The organism is Pseudoduganella sp. jia 9 (genome assembly GCF_055502615.1).
Map to the genome: position 1 here is coordinate 69,610 of NZ_JBUPWE010000020.1, position 18,420 is coordinate 88,029.

Consider the following 18,420-nt stretch of genomic DNA (forward strand, 5'->3'; position numbering starts at 1 on the left):
AGCGCCATGAACCTGCCCGCCACGCATCCTGCAACGACTGCTGCCACGAATCCCGCCATTACCCATCAGCCCGATGCCCGCCGCCTGCTCGGCGCGTTCATTCGTGCCCACCGCGAGCGCCTGCCGCCACCGGCCAGGGGATCAGGCCGGCGCCGCACGCCCGGCTTGCGGCGCGAGGAACTGGCCGAAGCCGCCGGCGTCAGCATTACCTGGATCACATGGCTGGAACAGGGCCGCGATGTCGCCGCGTCCACCGCCGCGCTGGCCCGCCTGGCCGATGCATTGCGGCTTACCTCGGCCGAGCGCGCGTCGATGTTCGACCTGGCGCAAAAGCGCGACCCGGCCCCGGCCAGGCCGCACGCCGACCTGCCTGCCGACCTTCTCACCCTGCCCTCGCTGTTCACCGGCCCCGCCTACCTGCTCGACCGGACATGGACCGCGAGAGCCTGGAATCCTGCCGCGGCCCGGCTGTTCGGCGGCTGGCTGGATGACGAAGCCCAGGACCATAACCTGATGCGTTTCGTCTTCCTGTCGCCGGGTGCCAGGGCATTGATCGCCGACTGGCCGGAACGGTCGCGGCGCCTGGCGGCCGAGTTCCGCGCCGATTTCAGCCGCAGCCCGCACGATGCGGCCATGCTGGAACTGATCGATGAACTGTCGATGAAAAGCGAACGCTTTGCGCACTGCTGGAAGGAGCAGGCCGTGCTGCATCGGGAGGGCGGAGAGCGCACGTTCAACCACCCTTCCGATGGCATGCTGCGATTCCTGCAGACGACGCTGCTGGTCGCGTCGCAGCAGGAGTGCAAGCTGGTCTGCCTGGCGCCGCGATAGAGGGCTGGCATCTGCGGGCAAGGCATCAGACGACAGCGCCGTCCGTCTCTTCCTTGCCCCTGACCGGCTTGACCAGGTCGTCGCGCCTGACACCCAGCTTCATGGCGACGGCGGCGGCGACGAATACCGACGAGTAGATTCCGAACAGGATGCCGATCGTCAGCGCGACCGCGAAGTAATGCAGCGTGGGGCCGCCGAAGAACAGCATCGACAGCACCATCATCTCCGTGCAGCCGTGGGTGATGATCGTGCGCGACATCGTGCTGGTGATCGCGTTGTCGATCACCTCCTGCACGCTCATCCGGCGCTGCCTGCGGAAGTTCTCGCGGATCCGGTCGAAGATGACGACCGACTCGTTGACCGAATACCCCAACACCGCCAGGATCGCCGCCAGTACCGTCAGCGAGAACTCCCACTGGAAGAAGGCGAAGAAGCCCATGATGATGACGACGTCGTGCAGGTTGGCGATGATCGCCGCCACCGCGTACTTCCATTCGAAGCGCACGGCCAGGTAGATCATTACGCCCACGACCACCATGATCAGCGCGTTGGCGCCGTTCTGCGCCAGTTCCTCGCCGACCTGCGGGCCGACGAATTCCACGCGCTGCAGCGTGACGATTTCCTTTCCGGCCGCGTCCACGCAGGCGGTGCGCGAACGGTGCTCGCCCTGCGGCGTCACTTCATCGAAGTGGCGCACGGTGCCCTGCCCGGCACGGCACAGTCCCTCGAAGGCCCGTGCCGATGTCATGTCCGGGCTGGAGCCCGGCGTGATCGGCAGGCGGATCATGACGTTGCTGGCGGTGCCGAAGGTGGATACCTCCGGATGATCGAAGCCGGCCGCGGTCAGCGACTGGCGCATCTTCTCCAGGTTGGCCGCGTGCGGATATTGAACCTCCAGCACGGTGCCGCCCTTGAACTCGATCGAAAGATGCAGGCCCCTGGTGGCCAGGAAGAACACGGCCGCCACGAACGTCAGCGCCGACACGACGTTGAAGATCGTCGCGTAACGCATGAACGGGATGTCCCGGCGAATGCGGAAAAATTCCATGAAATCCTCTGATTGAACGATGGTTGTTACTTCGCCTGGCCCGGTACCCACACGGTACCGATCGACAGCGACTGCAGTTTCTTCTTGCGGCCATACCACAGGTTGACCACGCCGCGCGACACGAAGACGGCGGAGAACATCGAGGTCAGGATGCCCAGGCCGTGGACGATCGCGAAGCCGCGGATCGCACCGGAGCCGAACACCAGCAGCGCCAGCGCCACGATCAGCGTGGTCACATTGGAATCGAGAATGGTGGCCCAGGCGCGCTCGAAGCCCGCCGCGATCGCGGCCTGCGGCGAAGCGCCGGCCCGCAGCTCTTCGCGCACCCGCTCGTTGATCAGCACGTTCGCGTCGATCGCCATGCCCAGCGCCAGCGCGATGGCAGCGATCCCCGGCAGCGTCAACGTAACCTGCATCATCGACAGGATCGCCACCAGCAGCAGCACGTTGATGGCCAGCGCCAGCACGGAGAAGAAACCGAACAGCAGGTAGTAGGCGAGCATGAATACGGCGATCGCGGCAAAGCCATACAGCGTGGCATTGAAACCTTTCGCGACGTTCTCGGCTCCCAGTTGCGGGCCGACCAGGCGTTCCTCGATAACCTGCATCGGCGCATACAGCGCGCCCGCGCGCAGCAGCAGCGCCAGTTCGGTGGCGTTCTCGATGCTGCCCATGCCGGTGATCTGGAAAATGCTGCCCAGCTCCTGCTCGATGGTCGCCACCGTCAGCACTTCCGGCTTCCTGTTCTCGAACAGCACGATCGCCATCAGCTTGCCCACGTTGTCGCGCGTGGCCTGGCGCATCTTGCGGCCGCCATCGCCGTTCAGGTCGAGCGATACGGCAGGCTGCTGGTTGGCATCGAACGTGGCGGTGGCCGAAGAGATGTAGTCACCGGTGACGATAACTTCCTTGGACAGCACGACGGGGGCATTCCTGCCCAGCGTGAACAGCTCGGCATTGAAGGGAATCGGCGCATCGCGCTCGGTGCCGCGGGGAACCGTGGGGTCGACCAGGCGTACTTCCAGCGTGGCCGTGCGGCCGATCAGCGACTTGGCACGGGCCACGTCCTGCATGCCCGGCAACTGGACGATGATGCGGTCCGCGCCCTGCTGCTGGATGACCGGCTCCCTGACGCCCAGCTGGTTGACGCGCTTGGCCAGCGTGGCGATGTTCTGCTTGACGCCATTATCCATCGCCGCCTTCAGGGCGGCCGGCGTCATGGTTGCGGTCAGCGTCAGGCCGGTGGCGTTGGCGCCGTCGGCGAACTGCAGCTCCTTCATGCCAGACAGCACGGCGCGGGCTGCCTGCCGCGCGCCGTCCTCGCGGAACGTCACGATGACGGAACTGCCCACGCGCCCGATACCGGCATGGCGCACGTCGTTATCGCGCAGTTGCATGCGGAACGCCGCCTCGAAGCCCTGGAGGCGCTTGTCCAGCGCGGCCTTCGTGTCGACCTGCATCAGGAAGTGGACGCCGCCCCGCAGGTCGAGTCCCAGGTACATCGGGTTCGCGCCGACTGCCTGCATCCACCCCGGGGTGTTGGCCAGCAGGTTATTGGTGACGATATAGGCCGGGTCGTCCGGATCGGCGTTCAGGCCCCGCTCCAGCACGAGTTTCGCCTTGAACTGCGTGTCGATGTCGGCGAAGCGGGCGTGCACCGAAGGATTCGTGCCGGCATCGAGCGCGATGCCTGTCGTGGGCAGGCCCGCCTCGCCCAGCAGTTGTTCGGCACGGGTGGCGATATCCTTGCCAACCTTTACCGTGGACTTGCCGCTGGTGATTTGCAGCGCGGGCGATTCGCCGAGGTAATTGGGTGCCGTGTACAGCACCCCCAGCAACACGGCGACGACAATGATGAGATATTTCCAGACAGGATAACGGTTCATGATCTTCAGGTTGTTGGACGAGGGGTCCCGGTGAGACGTCGGTATGCCCGTCATCAGTCGGTGACGGGGCTTCCGGCATGGCGCGCCAGCGCCACGGTCATGCGAATATCTCCTCCTTAATTAGTACTAATTACTTAGTACATAGGGCGAAAAAAAATGCGGCGCAGGCGACGGCCTTGCCGCACGGTGACATTACTCGGGTGCCGGACGCGGTGGCGGCGGCAACGCTGGAACGGCCCGCCACAGCACCGGTGGTTCGGGCGGAACAGGTACGACATGCGTGACGGTGAGCGGCAGCACTACCTGGTGTACCGGCGGCGGGGGCGACGGTACCGGTACGGCCTGGCTTCTTGCCGGCGCGGGTTGATGCTGGCTGACCGGCAGGCCGACGCCCGTGTCCAGCCGGGGGGCGCAGAATGCCAGCCATACCGCGGCGCACAGCGTGGCGACCAGGGCGCCCGCGGTGCGCATGCCCAGCGGCCTGCCGCCTGGCGACGCGAGGAGATGGGTGACGCGCGCCAGCAGTACCCCGCCGTCCGCCGCCAGCAGGAGCGCCGGCGCTGCACGCCCGGCCCGCGGCTGGCGCAAGCGTTGCAGCGCGGTCAGCCCTTCGGCCAGCGCGATCGGATCCCCACCGGCCGCCACGGCGAGATCGTCGCAGGCAGTCTCGCGTTCCTGGCGGATGCGGCAGCTGAGCCACCACATGGCCGGGTGGAAGAACAGCAGCGATTCGACCGCGCACTGGAGGCCGTTCCACAGCCAGTCCTTGCGGCGGATATGCGCCAGTTCGTGGGCCAGCAGCGCGGCCACCTGATCCGGCGGCAGGTGCGTCAGCACGGCCAGCGGCAGCCAGATGACCGGGCGCAGCAGCCGCGCCGTGAAGGGCGAGGTGCCGCAGCCGGGGCCGACCCGTACCTGCACGGGTGCCGTGATGCCCATGCGAAGGCGGAGCGCGTCGAAGCGTGCAGTCCATGCCGCCGGCAGTGGCGGGAAGCGCCGGCGCTCCAGCTTCAGCAGGGCGCGCCAGTCGCGCACACGCAGCGAGGCCATCGCGCTCACGCCGATCAGCCACAGGACGGGCGCGGCCGCCACCGGCAGCTGGCCAGGCGAGGCGCCTGCATCTGCCTGCAGGGGCGCATGCGGGGTCGCCATGAACCGGATGGCCATGACCAGCGGTGCCAGTGCCATCGCCAGCAGCCACGCCATGCCCGCCGCATGGCGTTCCGCGGCGGTACGATGCCGCAACGCATGCAGCGTGGCACCGGCACACAGCGCCAGCAGCGCCACCTGCCACAGCGCATGCAGCAAGGCATGGGAGGCGGCCGGCAGCAGCGCGCTCATGCGCCGTGCCCGCGCCGGGCTTTCGCTTCGGCGATCAGCTTTTCGATTGCCGAGAGTTCCTCGTCGCTGGTGTGCTCGTCGTCGAGGGCACGCTGCACCAGCGTCAGCGGCGAGCCGGCGAAGGCATTGCGCACGAAGTTCTTCAGCATGGCCGACTGTACTGCCGGCTCGCTGTAGACCGGAACGAAACGGTGGCTGCGCTCGCTCTCGTCGCGGTGCACCAGTTTTTTCTCGTACATGATGGTGAGCATCTTCAACACGGTCGTGTACGCCGTGTCCTTCGTGCGCAGCAATTCCTCGTGCACCTCGCGCACGGTAGCGGGCATCTTGCGCGCCCACAGGATGCGCAGGATCGCCAGTTCGCCTTCGGTCGGGTTCGGATCCATCTTGTGCCTGCCTTAGTACTAATTGATTAGTACTATACGCGTAAAACTGCGCGGCCGGCAGCTTTTTTTCGCGAAACGTCACCCCAGCTGTGCCAGCTCCCGCGTCATGTTGACAATCGCCGGCTCGTTGTACTGCTCGGCGAACCACGGGTCGGCATACAGCGTCCCGGCATGGGCCTTGCCGCGCAGGTGTTCGAGCACGCGGGTGCGCTGCTCGCCATAGCGCTCGTCGGGCACGTGGCCGTATTCGGCGCGGATGCCGCGTGCGTAGTGGGCATACACCTCCTCGTCCTGTCCCAGGATCGCCAGGTCCACGCCCAGCAGGGTTTCCTTCAGCGGATGGGCCACGTGACTGCCCTGCAGGTGGTCGGTGGCGCGGATCAGCGTGGCCACTTCCCCGGCGCGGCCGGCATCCGGTTCCAGGCCGCTGCCGAGCCACAGCTGCGCGCTGGCTTCCTCGTTCGACACGGAGGAAGGCTGGTGTCCATAATGCGCGTCGTGGAACCAGAATGCGGCGCGCACCAGGTCGGCGTCGCGCGGGGCGGCGTCCGTGTTGGCGGCCCATGCGCGGATCTCGGCCAGGCCGTGCACCAGGTGGTCGAGGTTGTGGTAGTGGCGCGTGGCGCCGCCGTAGGCATCGGCACCGGTCAGCCTGGCGAACCATGCTTGCGCTGTCTCGCCCTGGAACAGCGCCTGCCATTCCTTGTACAGCCAGCTCGTGATCCACGCGCGATACGCGGGGCCCGGCACGAATTTCTTCGTCGTCCAGTTCCAGCCCACCGGGCCCTCCAGCGCCTTCACGAAGCTGGAGCTGACCGAGCCCAGGTCGCGCGGCGGCATCACGAACAGCGTCTTGGCGCCGCCGATCACTTCCACATTGGTTTGCTGGATCAGGTTTTCGTAGTCGAAATCGGCGGTGGTGCGGATGCCGCGGATCAGGTAGTCGACACCGTGCTTGCGCGCCACGCGCGCCGTGTAGTCGCTCTTCACGATCAGCACCTGCACGTTGTCCCACTGCCGTTCGGCGCAGCTCTCCAGCACGATCGCGCGCCGCTCCTCGGCCGAGAAGCGCGGCTGCTTGGTGGAGTTCTGCGACAGGAAGACAATCACCTCGTCGGCGATCGAACGGGCTTCGCCGATCACCCACATGTGGCCGTTGGTGATCGGGTCCAGCGTGCCCGAGAAACCGATTCTTTTCATGCGCCCGCCCTGTTGGCTGTCTGTCATGACGGGCATTCTAGCCCAGGGCGTTGCTCAGGCGGCGGTCTTTGCCAGGGGCACCCTGGTGGCGGCGGTCTTCGCGCCGGGGAACGTCACGCGCACCAGCAGGCCGCCCAGCCGGGCGGAAGCGTCGAGCGCCAGCGTGGCGCCGTGCCGTTCGGCGATCGCCTTGATGATGGCGAGGCCCAGGCCACTGCCGGTCGCGGTACTGCCAGGGACGCGATAGAAGCGGCTGAACACGCGCTCGCGCTCTTCCGGCGAGATGCCGGGGCCGCTGTCTTCGACGATGAGTTCGGCGCCGCCGCCGCCATCCGCATGCCGCACCGACACGTCGACGGTACCGCCGGAGGGCGTGTACTTGATCGCGTTGTCGACCAGGTTACGCAGCAGCACACGCAGCGCGTCGGCCTGGCCCAGCACGGTGGCTTCGGCAACTTCATGGATGCCCAGGTCGATCTCGCGCGCCTGCGCGGCACCCACCATGTCGCCCAGCGTACGTCGGGCCAGTTCGGCCAGGTCGACCGGATCCAGCTTCGGTTCGGCCGCTTCCTGCCGCGCCAGCACCAGCAATTGCTCGACCAGCCGGGTGGCACGTTCGATGCCGGCCGTCAGCCGCGCGATGGCCAGCTTGCGGCTATCGGCATCCTCGGCGCGGTCCAGGCTCAGTACCTGCAGTTTCAGGGCCGCCAGCGGCGAACGCAGTTCGTGGGCGGCATCGGCCACGAAGTGCTGCTGGGCGTCGAAGGCCGTGCGCACGCGGCCGAACAGCAGGTTCAGTTCGTGCACCAGCGGTTTCACTTCATCGGGCAGGTCGGCCTCGGACACCGGCGACAGGTCTTCGGCCTGGCGCGACGCCACCTGCCGCCGCACCCGCGCCACCGGCGCCAGCGAACCGCTGACGACCCACCACACCACCAGCATCAGCATCGGCGCCATCAGCGCGATCGGCCCGACCGTGCGCAGCGCCAGCGCGCCGGCCATGCGCTTGCGCACCGACATGTCCTGCGCGATCTGCACCGTCTGGTTACTGGTCTGCACCGAGTAGACCCGGTACACGGTGCCCTTCGCCTTTACGTTGGAAAAGCCGAGCACCGCGCGCTGCGGCAGCTCGGCGCGAGAGATCGAACGGAAAACCTGGATGCCGTCCGGCGTCCAGACCTGCACCACCATGTCGTCGTTGCCGGGATCGGCACTGGGGCTGTTGTGCGCGTTGGCCAGCGGCGCGCCGGAGCGCAGCGCCAGCGCCATCTGCTGCATGTGGTAGTCGAAAATCTGGTCCGCGTCGTGCAATGCGCTGCGGTAGGCGATCATGGCCTGCGCCAGCGCGGCCATGGTGATCGCCGCCAGCAGGAACCACAGCAGGCGGCCACGCAGCGAATGCGTGTTGACCTTCATGCGGGAGACTCCCGGCACCTTCATGCCTTCGGCACCATGTAGCCAAGGCCGCGTACGTTCTGGATCAGTTCCGCACCGAGTTTCTTGCGCAGGCCATGGATATACACCTCGACGGCATTGCTGTTCACTTCATCCTTCCAGCTGTACAGCTTTTCTTCCAGCTGGGCGCGCGACAGCACGATGCCGGGGCGCGCGATCAGCGCTTCCAGCACGGCCCATTCACGCGCCGACAGGTTGACCTGCACGCCATTGGCGATGACTTCGCGAGTTTGCGGATTGATCGACACGCCCTTGTGCTCGAACACCGGTTCGGCGCGCCCCGCCGAGCGGCGCAGCAGCGCGCGGATGCGCGCCAGCATTTCATCGAGGTCGTAGGGCTTGAGCACGTAGTCGTCGGCACCGGCATCGAGGCCGGCGATGCGCTGCTCGACGGCGTCGCGCGCCGTGGCCACCAGTACCGGCGTCAATTCCTTGCGCGCGCGCATCGAACGCAGCACTTCCAGGCCATCCTTGCGCGGCAGGCCCAGGTCGAGCAGCACCAGGTCGTAGGTCTGGGTCTGCAGCGCGGTGTCGGCCATCGCGCCATCCTTGACCCAGTCGACGGCATAGTGCTCCGCCCGCAGCAGGTCGAGCACCACTTCACCGATCATCACATCGTCTTCCACCAGCAGCAGCCGCATTTTTATTGTCCTTTCATGTTCTCGGGCCGCCACGGCGGTCCATCTTCAGCGGCGCAGTTTATCCCAATCGCACCGGAATAAAAATGCGCTCCTCGCCGCGCTGGATCAGCAGCGCCACGGATTTCGACGATTTCGACACCACGTCGCGCACCTGCTCGACCGAATTGACGGGCCGGCCGTTCACCGACAGCAGCACGTCGCCCGGTTGCAGGCCGGCATTGGCGGCCGCGCCGCCGGCGCGTTCGATGACGAGGCCGGAAGCCAGCCCGACCGCCTGTTTTTCCAGCGGGTCGAGCGGGCGCAGGGCCAGGCCCAGGCGCGACTTCGCGGCCGGCCCGTCGTCGTCAGCGCTCGCGTTCGCCAGCGTGCGCTCGGTGGCATTGCCCAGCGTGCCGGTCAGCGCCACGGTCTTGCCCTGGCGCCACACGTCCAGCGTTACCTTGTCGCCCGGCTTGGCCAGCGCGACGAAGGAGGACATGTCGGCCGAGGCGACGATCTTCTGGCCGTTGATGGCGCGCACCACGTCGCCCGGCTTCAGGCCGGAGCGCTCGGCGGCACTGCCCTTCTCGACGTTGACGATCAGCGCGCCTTCCGGCGACGGCAGGTCGAACGAATCGGCAAAGCTCTGGTCCACTTCCTGCGCCAGCACGCCCAGCTTCGCGTGCACCACCTTGCCGGTGGAGACGATCTGGTCGCGGATGCGCTGCGCCACGTCGATCGGGATCGCGAACGACAGGCCCTGGTAGCCGCCGGTCTGGCTGTAGATCTGCGAATTGATGCCGACCACTTCGCCCTTCGTGTTGAACAGCGGGCCGCCCGAATTGCCGGGGTTGACCGCCACGTCGGTCTGGATGAACGGCACGCTGCCGTCGTCCAGCGCGCGGCCCTTGGCGCTGACGACGCCGGCCGTCACGGTATTTTCCAAGCCGAACGGCGAACCGATGGCCAGCACCCATTCGCCCACTTTCACGTCCATCGACCGGCCCAGCGGCACTACCGGCAGGTTTTTCGCATCGATCTTCAGCACGGCCACGTCGGTGCGCGGATCGGAACCAAGCACCTTGGCGCGGAACTCGCGTCGGTCCGTCAGCTTCACGGTGACTTCACTGGCGTCGCGCACCACGTGGGCGTTGGTCATGATCAGGCCATCGGCGCTGACGATGAAGCCGGAGCCCACGCCATGGCTGGGCGGCTGGCCGCCGCGCGGCGCGCCTTGCGGACCCTGGAAGCGGCGGAAGAATTCAAAGAACGGATCGTCGGCGAACGGCTCGCCGCGATTGTCGCCGCGGTTGTCGTAGCTGGTCTTCACGCTGCCGGTGGTGCTGATGTTGACGACGGCCGGGCCATTGCGCGAGGCGACCACGGAAAAGTCCGGCAGCGCGATCATCGGCGCCGGCGTCGGCGCCGGGGCGCCCGCGGCGGCATTGGCCGGCGCGGGGCTGGCCAACACCTGGGCGCCGGCGGCCGGCGCGTCCTGGCTTCCCTGGACTGCGATTGCCGCGGCTGCGCCTGCGCCCAGTACGCCGACCGCGCACAGGGCCAGGACCAGGCGTTTCATGTTCAAGACCTTGTCCTTGCTCATTTCTGTACTCCCAACTGTATCAAGTTCGATGGTAGCAATATGAAGTCAACAGCTTATACCCTCCTTAACAGAAGGCGTTCCGTGCGCGTGCCATGCCGTTGCACAGGGGCCGCACATGCAAAAAGGCCGGGTTGCCCCGGCCTTTTTTCACTACTTGAACGCAGGCCGGGGCCCGTCGCTGTTACGTCATTACGCGGCTTCGCGCTTCTGTTCCAGCGCGGTGACGTTCGCATTGGCAACATTGGTCACGCCATCGATCGCGATCTTGCGCGGCCGGAAGGCTTCCGGCACTTCGCGCACCAGGTCGATCGTCAGCATGCCGTTGTCGAACGCGGCGCCGGTGACCTTGACGTGGTCGGCCAGCTGGAAGCGCTGCTCGAAGTCGCGGGCGGCGATACCGCGATGCAGGTAGGTGCGCTCCACCGCATCCTTCTGCTTGCGGCCGGTGATCACCAGCGAATCGCGCTCGGTGTTGATGTCCAGCTCGGCGCGGTCGAAGCCGGCCAGCGCCATCACGATGCGGTATTTATCCTCGGCCACCAGCTCCACGTTGTACGGCGGATAGGTGGGCGCTTCAGCGGCGTTCAGCTGGTTGGCCAGGCGGTCGATGCCGATGGCGGTACGGTACAGGGGGGTCAGGTCGAAAGTACGCATGATCTATCCTTTTCAATAAGCGATATGGGTGCGGTCCCCATGCGGGCAACCGCTGGTACAAGGTTTGATTTCCAACGAAATTTTCAGGGCGGGCACATGGCCCGCCAGGCCCGCCGGGACGGCGGGCCGCCCGGCTCATCAGGCCGCGGCGCGTGCCTGCTCGATCGCGGGCGCGCTGTCGGCGCTGCCGCCGATCTCGATCTTGCGGGGCTTCAGCGCCTCGGGCACTTCACGCACCAGGTCGATCGTCAGCATGCCGTTCTGGAACGAAGCACCGGTGACCTTCACGTGATTGGCCAGCTGGAAGCGCTGCTCGAAATCGCGTGCCGCGATGCCGCGGTGCAGGTAAGTGCGCTCGACGCCATCCTTCTGCTTGCGGCCGACGATGTGCAGGGTCTCGCGCTCGCTGGTGATGTCGATTTCCGAACGGTCGAAGCCGGCCAGCGCCATCACGATGCGGTACTGGTCCTCGGACACGAGTTCGATGTTATACGGAGGATAGCTGGGCTGGGATTCAGCGCTGTTCAGCATCTGGGCCAGGCGGTCGAAGCCGATGGCGGTACGGTACAGCGGAGTCAGGTCAAAAGTACGCATGATGGATATCCTTTCAAGGTTAAGCGATATCGAGCCGAATCTCTGTGTTTCGGCTCCCGTCGGCCCCCTGCTGGGCGACCGATGTACCCAATATACGGCGACCCAAATAAGTTTCAAGGGGTACTTTTTGAAAATTTTCGTTTTACGTTTTGAAACATTTCCACGTTTCCTGCGTGCTACACTCACCCGCTTGCATATACCGCGCATCTACCATGCTCTCAACCCTGACCATAAGCCGATGACCCTGCCATTGCCCCTGCGCGCAGCGATCCTGCCAGCGCTGTTTGCCTCCACCGTATTCGCCAGTTCCGCCAGCGCCGACCCGCTGCCCCCTTCGGTGGACCAGCCCTACCCGGGCACGATCCAGATGAAGATCGATGCTTCCGACACTGCCCGCAACATCTTCCGCATCCAGCAGTCGATTCCCGTGAAGCCGGGCAAGCTGACCCTGCTGTATCCGCAATGGGTCACGGCCCAGCACGGCCCGACAGGCGCGCTGCACCAGCTGGCCGGCCTGAAGGTCTCGGCGAACGGCAAGCCGGTGGCGTGGAAGCGCGACCCGCTGAACGTGTTTGCCTTCCAGGTGGAGGTGCCGCAGGGCGCCGGCACCATCGACGTGGAATACCAGCACCTGTCGCCGAACGAAACCGGCCAGGGCCGCATCGCGATGACGCGGGACATCCTCGGTATCCAGTGGCAGTCGATGACGATGTACCCGGCCGGCTACCACGTGCGGCGGATTCCGATCCAGACCACGCTGACCCTGCCCGCCGGCTGGCAATACGGCACCGCGCTGGAAACGGCATCGCGCCAGGGCGATGAGGTGAAGTTCAAGGCCACCGACCTGGAAACCTTCATCGATTCGCCGCTGTTCGCCGGGCGCTACTACAAGCAGATCGACCTGGACCCGGGCGCGAAACTGCCGGTGCGCCTGAACATCGTGGCCGACACTCCGGAAGCGCTGGAAGCGAAGCCCGAGCAGATCGCGCCGCACCGCGAGATGGTGAAGCAGGCCTATAAACTGTTCGATTCGCAGCACTACGCGCACTACGATTTCCTGTTCGCGCTGTCGGACGAGTTCGGCGGCGTGGGCCGCGAGCACCACCAGTCCAGCGAGAACGGCGTGAAGGCCAATTACTTCACCGAATGGAACAAGACGGAAGCCGTGCGCACCTTGCTGCCGCATGAATTCACGCACTCGTGGAACGGCAAGTTCCGCCGCCCGAAAGGCCAGGACGTACCGAACTTCAACACGCCGCTGGACAACAACCTGCTGTGGGTCTACGAAGGCCAGACCCAGTACTGGGGCCAGGTGCTCACCGCCCGTTCCGGCCTGGCCCAGCAGGCCAGCGTGCGCGACATGATCGCCAACATGGCGGCCACGTATTCGAACGTGCAGGGCCGCTCCTGGCGCCCGGTGGTCGATACCACGAACGATCCGATCATCAGCCAGCGCCGCCCGCAGGTCTGGCCGAACTGGCAGCGCAGCGAGGACTACTACTCGGAAGGCGCGCTGATCTGGCTGGATGTCGACACGAAGATCCGCGAACTGTCGGGCGAGAAGCGCTCGCTGGATGACTTTGCCCGCGTGTTCTTCGGCGTCGACAACGGCGTGATCCAGGCCAAGCACTACACGTTCGACGACGTGGTGAAAGCCCTGAACGGCGTGCAACCGTTCGACTGGGCGCCGTTCCTGAAAAAACGCGTCGAGGAAACGGGCCCGGCACCGCTGGACGGCCTGGCGCGCGCCGGCTGGAAGCTGGTCTACGCCGACAAGCAGACCGACTTCCTGAAGGGTGTGGAAGACATGAGCAAGACCGCGAACTTCCAGTACTCGCTGGGCTTCTCGGTGGCCAGCGACGGCAAGATCGTCGCCATCGTGTGGGAAGGCCCGGGCTTCAAGGCCGGCCTGTCCGGCAATACCACGCTGGTGGCAGTCAACGGCCGCGCCTACAAGCCGGAACTGCTGCGCGCCGCCGTCACCGCGGCCACGAAGGACAGCAAGCCGATCGACCTGCTGGTCAAGCGCGGCAACGACTACCGCACCGTATCGCTCGACTACCACGGCGGCCTGAAGTACCCGCGCCTGGAGCGCATCGAGGGCACGCCGGACCGCTTGCAGGCGATCCTGCAGCCGCGCAAATAAGTTGGGTAAGTAAGCCGGACCCACCGGCGGGCGCACCTCCTTCGCGGGATGTGCGCCCGCTTTTTTTCGTTCACGCTAGAGTGTGCCGACCTGGAGACCGCGATGATCACACTGCATACCTGGACCACCCCGAACGGCCGCAAGCCCATCATCCTGCTGGAAGAACTTGGCGTGCCTTATGAAACCGTGCCTGTCGACATCGGCAACGGCGAGCAGTTCCAGTCCGAATTCCTGAAACTGTCGCCGAACAACAAGATCCCCGCGATCGTGGATGATGAAGCCGACGGTGGCCCGCTGTCGCTGTTCGAAAGCGGCGCGATCCTCACCTACCTGGCGGACAAGCACGGCAAGTTCCTGGCCCCGTCCGGCGCGGCGCGCTGGCGGGCGATGCAGTGGCTGCACTGGCAGATCGGCGGCCTGGGCCCGATGCTGGGCCAGCTGGGCTTTTTCGCGAAGCAGGACGATGCATTCGCGCTGGAGCGCTTCATCAAGGAAGGCGGGCGCCTGCTGACCGTGCTCGACACGCAGTTGGGCAAGTCCGGCTACGTGGCGGGCGACGACTACACGATCGCCGACATTGCCTGCTACACGTGGGTCATGGCGGCCAGCGAACGCCTGCAGGAGCCGCTGGCCGACGCGCTGGGCAAGCCGAACCTGCAGCGCTGGCTGGCGCTCGTCGGTGCGCGGCCCGCCGTGCAGACGGGCATGAAATGGAAGCCGCGCGGCTGATGCTGCCGGCCTCCGTTCGAGGATTCAATCCTTCAGATAGCGTTCGCTCCACGCCGCAATCAGGTTCGCCACGTAAGTGGCATCGTCGCGTTTCGTGAGCAGGTGGTCGGCCGTATCGAGCGAAATATAGCTCTTCGGATGCTTTGCCGCGATGAAGATGTTCATCGCATTCTCGATGCCGACCGTGGTGTCGCCCGGCGCATGCATCACCAGCAGGGCCTTGCGCAGCGCGCCGATCTTTTCCTTCAGCTTCTGTTCGGCCACGTCGTCGAGGAACTGCTTGCGGATGCGGAACGGCCGCCCGGCCAGCTGTACTTCGGCCTCCCCTTCCGCGGTGATGGTATCGATCTGGTCGCGGAACAGGTGCGTGACGTGCGACGGGTCGCTGGGCGCGGCGATCGTCACCACGGCCTGCGCTTCCGGCACCAGGCCGGCCACCGCCAGCGTGGCGGCGCCGCCCAGGCTGTGGCCGATCAGCAGCCGCGGCGCCGCGAAGTTCGCCCGCAGGTAGCCGGCGGCGGCCAGCAGGTCTTCCACGTTCGACGAAAAATTGGTGTTGGCGAATTCGCCTTCGCTGGCACCCAGCCCCGTGAAGTCGAAGCGCAGCACGGCGATGCCATGGTCCGTGAGCGCCTGGGCGATGCGGCTGGCGGCGAACACATCCTTGCCGCATGTGAAGCAGTGGGCGAACAGTGCGTAGGCCCGCGCCGGGCCGTCCGGCGCATCGAGGCGCGCGGCCAGGCTGGTGCCGTGTGCACCCATGAAGTCGAGTCGTTGTGCCCGCATGAAGGTCTCCGTTGGCGGTTGATGATGTGCCACTCTGCATCGAAAAGGTGGAGGAAGACAGTGTACTTTTGGTAGAGCCGGAATGGCAGCGGATGTGGCGCATGCGGCTGGTGCGCAGACCTGTTCCAGCGCTATCTTACAAGTGGTAACGAGTGATACAGCTCACGATGTAGCCTGTACCCGCCTCAGCCTTTAATCTACCTCTGCCGGCCAATCAATGGCCATGAGGAGAAAAGATCATGGAAAAAATCGCTACCGCAAGCCGTATCCACCCGCTGTTTGCCGCCGCAGCCGTGTCGGTGATTGCCTTGAGCGCCACCGGTATCGCCGCCCTGACCGGCGTACTGCCATCGAGCAAAGCCGAACCGGCTGCGCAAATCCTCCCAGCGGGCCTGACGGCGCAGCAGCTGGCGGCGGCACAGTCGACCGGGCAACAGCTCGCGCCGCAAGCGCTGCAACAGCCGGCACTGAAACCGGAGCCGGCCCCGGCTGTGCGCCAGCAGGCCGCGCCGGAACGCGTCGTCGTGCGGGAAATCGTGTACCGCGAACCCGCACCGCGCAAGGTCGTGCACAAGGCGCCGGTTCGCAGCGAGGCGCAGCAGCAGCAGCAGCAGCCGCAGCCGGTGTACGCCGCTGCCCCGGTTGCGCAGGAAAGCAAGCCGAACTATGTGGCCATCGGTACCGGCGCCGTGGTTGGCGGCCTGATCGGCAACCAGATTGGCGACGGCAATGGCAAGAAACTGGCGACCCTGGCCGGTATCATCGGCGGCGGCTATGTCGGCAACGAGATCGCCGACCGCAGCAAGCAGGCGGGCAAGTAAGCAGGCAAGTAAGCAGGATGAAGGGGCAAGCCGGCCCTGCCTGGCCAGGCTGGAACACGCTGGCCGGGAATTACCCGAACAACCCATGCAGATACCAGCGCGGCTCCGCCTCTTCCTCCCCGCCCGGCAGCCGCTCCCGATACACCCAGTAATGGGCATTGTCCTCGCCCTGGGCAATGAAATAATCGCGCGTCTGCGTATCGCTCCACCAGCCCGCCTCGATGCGCTCGGCGGCCGACACCATGCGTAGCGGGGAACAGTAAAAAGGCCGGTGGTCGCGCACCAGCAGCGCGATCGGCTTCGGCAGCAGCCATGCGGGACGCGGCAGGCCGCCGGGCGGCAGGCAGGCCGCCACATCCTGCGGACGCACCTTTTGCTGCACCGGCACCCACGCGTTCGCATGCTCGGGCCGGTAATCGGCTTTCGGCGCCGCCTGCAGCACGTTGTCCGCCCCCAGCCGCGCCACCAGCAGTTCGAACAGGCGCTGCCGGTCTTCACTGCTGCCGCCCGGTTCCGGAAACAGCGAATCGGACAGCGGCGCCATCGGCTTTACCTGGGGCGCTTCCAGCACCAGCCCGATCACGGGCGCCTCCAGCACCAGCTTGGCAAGGCGCTCCTTCAGCAGGCGCACCAGGTGATCGTCGCGCCAGACCGCCTCGGCCAGCACGATCTCGACCGGCGTGGGCGGCCGCGCCACCTTGCCACGCTCGTGTTCCAGCAGCAGCGTGATGCGTTCGACGGCCAGCTGGCGGGCGTTCAGCCAGCCTGTCATCTGCTGCAGCAGGCGGCAGGCGCCGGCCAGCAGCAGATCGGTATTTTCGATGCGGCCGAACAGTTCCAGCTTCGCATGGAAAGTGGTGGGCGCCTCGATCCAGCGGAACATCTCGGCGGCGTGCCCCAGTGCGGCATCGAGCACGTCGAGCAGTTCGCGGCCGCAGCGCCGCTGCAGGCCGGGCCGCGGCAGGCGCGCCACGTCGCCCACCGACAGGCAGCCGATGCCCTCCAGCCATGCCATGTAGCGCCGGGCGGGCGGCAGCAGGCTGGCCGGCAGCTGTTGCAGCCGCGCTGTCATCTTGTCGAGCTTTACCGTGCGCCCCGCCCCGCCCCGCGCCAGCAGCCAGGCGCCGCGTGCGGTCGGCGCCACGCCCAGCTGCGCGGTAAAACCCAGCTTGCGCAGGCTGGCGCGCACCAGCGCGCACAGCCGGCGGATGCCGCCGAACAGGCGCAGGCTGGCGCCCACGTCCATCAGCAGCGTGGCTTCCTCGCCTTCGGCCACCTGCGGCGTGAATTGCAGCATCGCCATCGCCACCGCATGCAGCGCTTCCGTTTCGCGGTCCGGCGCGCGGTCGTGCAATTGCGCTTCCGGCGCCATCATCAGCGCCCCGCCGCGGCGCATGCCCGGCAGTACGCCGGCACGGCGCGCCTGGTCGGATACGGCCAGCACCGCGTCGTGGTCCAGCACCGCGGTGCAGGTGTCAGCCGACCAGTTCGGGCAGAACACTTCGAGCGGGAGCCGGGGCAGGTGCAGGCCGATCCAGAGGCGCATGTCGTTGCAGCAAAGAAGGAGTCAAGGGCAGGAACAATGGCGCATCGCGTTGCGGCCCCCGGCGTTTTACAAAATCGATCTGCAGGCCGCCGGCGGCGGGCCGCAGTGCCAGCCGCAACGGCGCCGGCGACGCATCCTGCGCGGCTGCCAGCGGCCGCATCAGGCAGAACAGCGTTTCGCCGCTTTGCGCCGCCAGGTGCAGCCGGCGCAGCGCTTCGCTGCGCACGTGCTGCTGCCACAGCAGCAAGGCGCCGCAGCAGCCGCTGCGCAGGATCTGTTCGGCGGCCCACAGCGCATCGGCGCTCTTGCCCGTGTTGCGGATCCACACCAGCTGCGTGGGCGGAATGCCCAGCGCATCGAGCGCCAGCGCCTGCGGCGCGTAAGGCGGCTGCACCAGCACGATCGGCCGCTTCAGCGCCGCCAGCACCGGCTGCAGCAGGCGCATCTCGCCGATGCCCGCCTGTTGCAGCAGCAACTCCACCAGCGTGCCCGTCGGCCAGCCGCCGCCCGGCAGCTGGGTCGACAGGACCGGGTGTCCGGTGTCGACGCAGCGGTCGTGCGATTGGGCCAGTTGCGATGCAAGCCAGAGTGAGGGATGCACGGCTTCCGGCGCCAGCAGTGGTGCGGGGTGGGCCATGGTTGATGATGTAAAGAAATACTGTATATCCGTACAGTACTATCGATGGGACGTTTTGGCAATGACAATCTGGCAATCGTGCGGTGACTGGACCGGCCTGCAGCGTGGGCAAAGCGCGGCTCCAGCGCTGCGCGCCG

The 18,420-nt window shown here is 66.4% G+C and carries 17 protein-coding genes; 4 read left to right on the forward strand and 13 right to left on the reverse strand.

Annotation, left to right across the window (positions count from 1 at the left end):
* The first annotated feature begins 6 nt into the window (after positions 1–6).
* Positions 7–831: a helix-turn-helix transcriptional regulator gene (locus ACY34H_RS24575; RefSeq protein WP_464980093.1), complete on the forward strand. Its 825-nt coding sequence runs from the start codon at positions 7–9 to the stop codon at positions 829–831.
* Between the two features lie 25 nt (positions 832–856).
* Here the strand turns inward: ACY34H_RS24575 and secF are convergent, their stop codons facing one another.
* From secF to ACY34H_RS24625, 10 genes are all read right to left on the reverse strand, one after another.
* Positions 857–1,879: a protein translocase subunit SecF gene (secF, locus tag ACY34H_RS24580; RefSeq protein ID WP_464980094.1), complete on the reverse strand. Its 1,023-nt coding sequence runs from the start codon at positions 1,877–1,879 to the stop codon at positions 857–859.
* 26 nt (positions 1,880–1,905) lie between these two features.
* Positions 1,906–3,765, reverse strand: a complete 1,860-nt coding sequence (gene secD / locus ACY34H_RS24585) for a protein translocase subunit SecD (protein WP_464980095.1) — start codon at positions 3,763–3,765, stop codon at positions 1,906–1,908.
* 192 nt (positions 3,766–3,957) lie between these two features.
* Positions 3,958–5,106 carry a M56 family metallopeptidase gene (locus tag ACY34H_RS24590; RefSeq protein WP_464980096.1) on the reverse strand — a complete coding sequence of 383 codons (1,149 nt, stop codon included), beginning with the start codon at positions 5,104–5,106 and terminating at the stop codon, positions 3,958–3,960.
* Positions 5,103–5,492 carry a BlaI/MecI/CopY family transcriptional regulator gene (locus ACY34H_RS24595; protein WP_464980097.1) on the reverse strand — a complete coding sequence of 130 codons (390 nt, stop codon included), beginning with the start codon at positions 5,490–5,492 and terminating at the stop codon, positions 5,103–5,105. The genes ACY34H_RS24590 and ACY34H_RS24595 overlap by 4 nt, the downstream gene beginning before the upstream one ends.
* 78 nt (positions 5,493–5,570) lie before the next feature.
* On the reverse strand, positions 5,571–6,719 hold the full coding sequence (gene coaD / locus ACY34H_RS24600; protein ID WP_464980098.1) for a pantetheine-phosphate adenylyltransferase: 1,149 nt from the start codon (positions 6,717–6,719) through the stop codon (positions 5,571–5,573).
* Between the two features lie 27 nt (positions 6,720–6,746).
* Positions 6,747–8,108 carry an ATP-binding protein gene (locus ACY34H_RS24605; protein WP_464980099.1) on the reverse strand — a complete coding sequence of 454 codons (1,362 nt, stop codon included), beginning with the start codon at positions 8,106–8,108 and terminating at the stop codon, positions 6,747–6,749.
* 20 nt (positions 8,109–8,128) lie between these two features.
* Complete coding sequence (locus tag ACY34H_RS24610; RefSeq protein ID WP_131144411.1) at positions 8,129–8,788, reverse strand: response regulator; 660 nt, start codon at positions 8,786–8,788, stop codon at positions 8,129–8,131.
* A gap of 58 nt (positions 8,789–8,846) precedes the next feature.
* Positions 8,847–10,346 (reverse strand): Do family serine endopeptidase, encoded by a 1,500-nt coding sequence (locus ACY34H_RS24615; protein ID WP_464980100.1) that lies wholly within the window; start codon positions 10,344–10,346, stop codon positions 8,847–8,849.
* 213 nt (positions 10,347–10,559) lie between these two features.
* The gene (locus ACY34H_RS24620; protein ID WP_464980101.1) at positions 10,560–11,024 is read right to left on the reverse strand and encodes an Hsp20 family protein; all 465 of its coding nucleotides are present in this window, start codon (positions 11,022–11,024) and stop codon (positions 10,560–10,562) included.
* 138 nt (positions 11,025–11,162) lie between these two features.
* On the reverse strand, positions 11,163–11,618 hold the full coding sequence (locus tag ACY34H_RS24625; protein ID WP_464980102.1) for an Hsp20 family protein: 456 nt from the start codon (positions 11,616–11,618) through the stop codon (positions 11,163–11,165).
* Positions 11,619–11,856: 238 nt separating this feature from the next.
* Here ACY34H_RS24625 and ACY34H_RS24630 point away from each other — a divergent pair, with 238 nt between their 5' ends.
* Together ACY34H_RS24630 and ACY34H_RS24635 are read left to right on the forward strand one after the other, a co-directional pair.
* A complete protein-coding gene (locus ACY34H_RS24630; RefSeq protein WP_464980103.1) occupies positions 11,857–13,764 on the forward strand; it encodes a M61 family metallopeptidase in 1,908 nt (635 codons plus the stop codon).
* Positions 13,765–13,866: 102 nt separating this feature from the next.
* Complete coding sequence (locus ACY34H_RS24635; protein ID WP_464980104.1) at positions 13,867–14,493, forward strand: glutathione S-transferase family protein; 627 nt, start codon at positions 13,867–13,869, stop codon at positions 14,491–14,493.
* Between the two features lie 24 nt (positions 14,494–14,517).
* On the opposite strand, the gene ACY34H_RS24640 is transcribed toward ACY34H_RS24635, so the two are convergent.
* A complete protein-coding gene (locus tag ACY34H_RS24640; RefSeq protein ID WP_464980105.1) occupies positions 14,518–15,279 on the reverse strand; it encodes an alpha/beta hydrolase family protein in 762 nt (253 codons plus the stop codon).
* A gap of 239 nt (positions 15,280–15,518) precedes the next feature.
* On the opposite strand from ACY34H_RS24640, the gene ACY34H_RS24645 reads away from it, so the two are divergent.
* A complete protein-coding gene (locus ACY34H_RS24645) occupies positions 15,519–16,100 on the forward strand; it encodes a glycine zipper 2TM domain-containing protein (protein ID WP_464980106.1) in 582 nt (193 codons plus the stop codon).
* A gap of 70 nt (positions 16,101–16,170) precedes the next feature.
* Here ACY34H_RS24645 and ACY34H_RS24650 read toward each other — a convergent pair whose 3' ends face one another.
* On the reverse strand, positions 16,171–17,646 hold the full coding sequence (locus tag ACY34H_RS24650) for a Y-family DNA polymerase (protein WP_464980107.1): 1,476 nt from the start codon (positions 17,644–17,646) through the stop codon (positions 16,171–16,173).
* Positions 17,576–18,283, reverse strand: coding sequence for a translesion DNA synthesis-associated protein ImuA (imuA, locus tag ACY34H_RS24655; protein ID WP_464980108.1), 708 nt, complete (start codon positions 18,281–18,283; stop codon positions 17,576–17,578). Before imuA ends, ACY34H_RS24650 begins: the two co-directional genes overlap by 71 nt.
* Between the last annotated feature and the right edge of the window lie 137 nt (positions 18,284–18,420).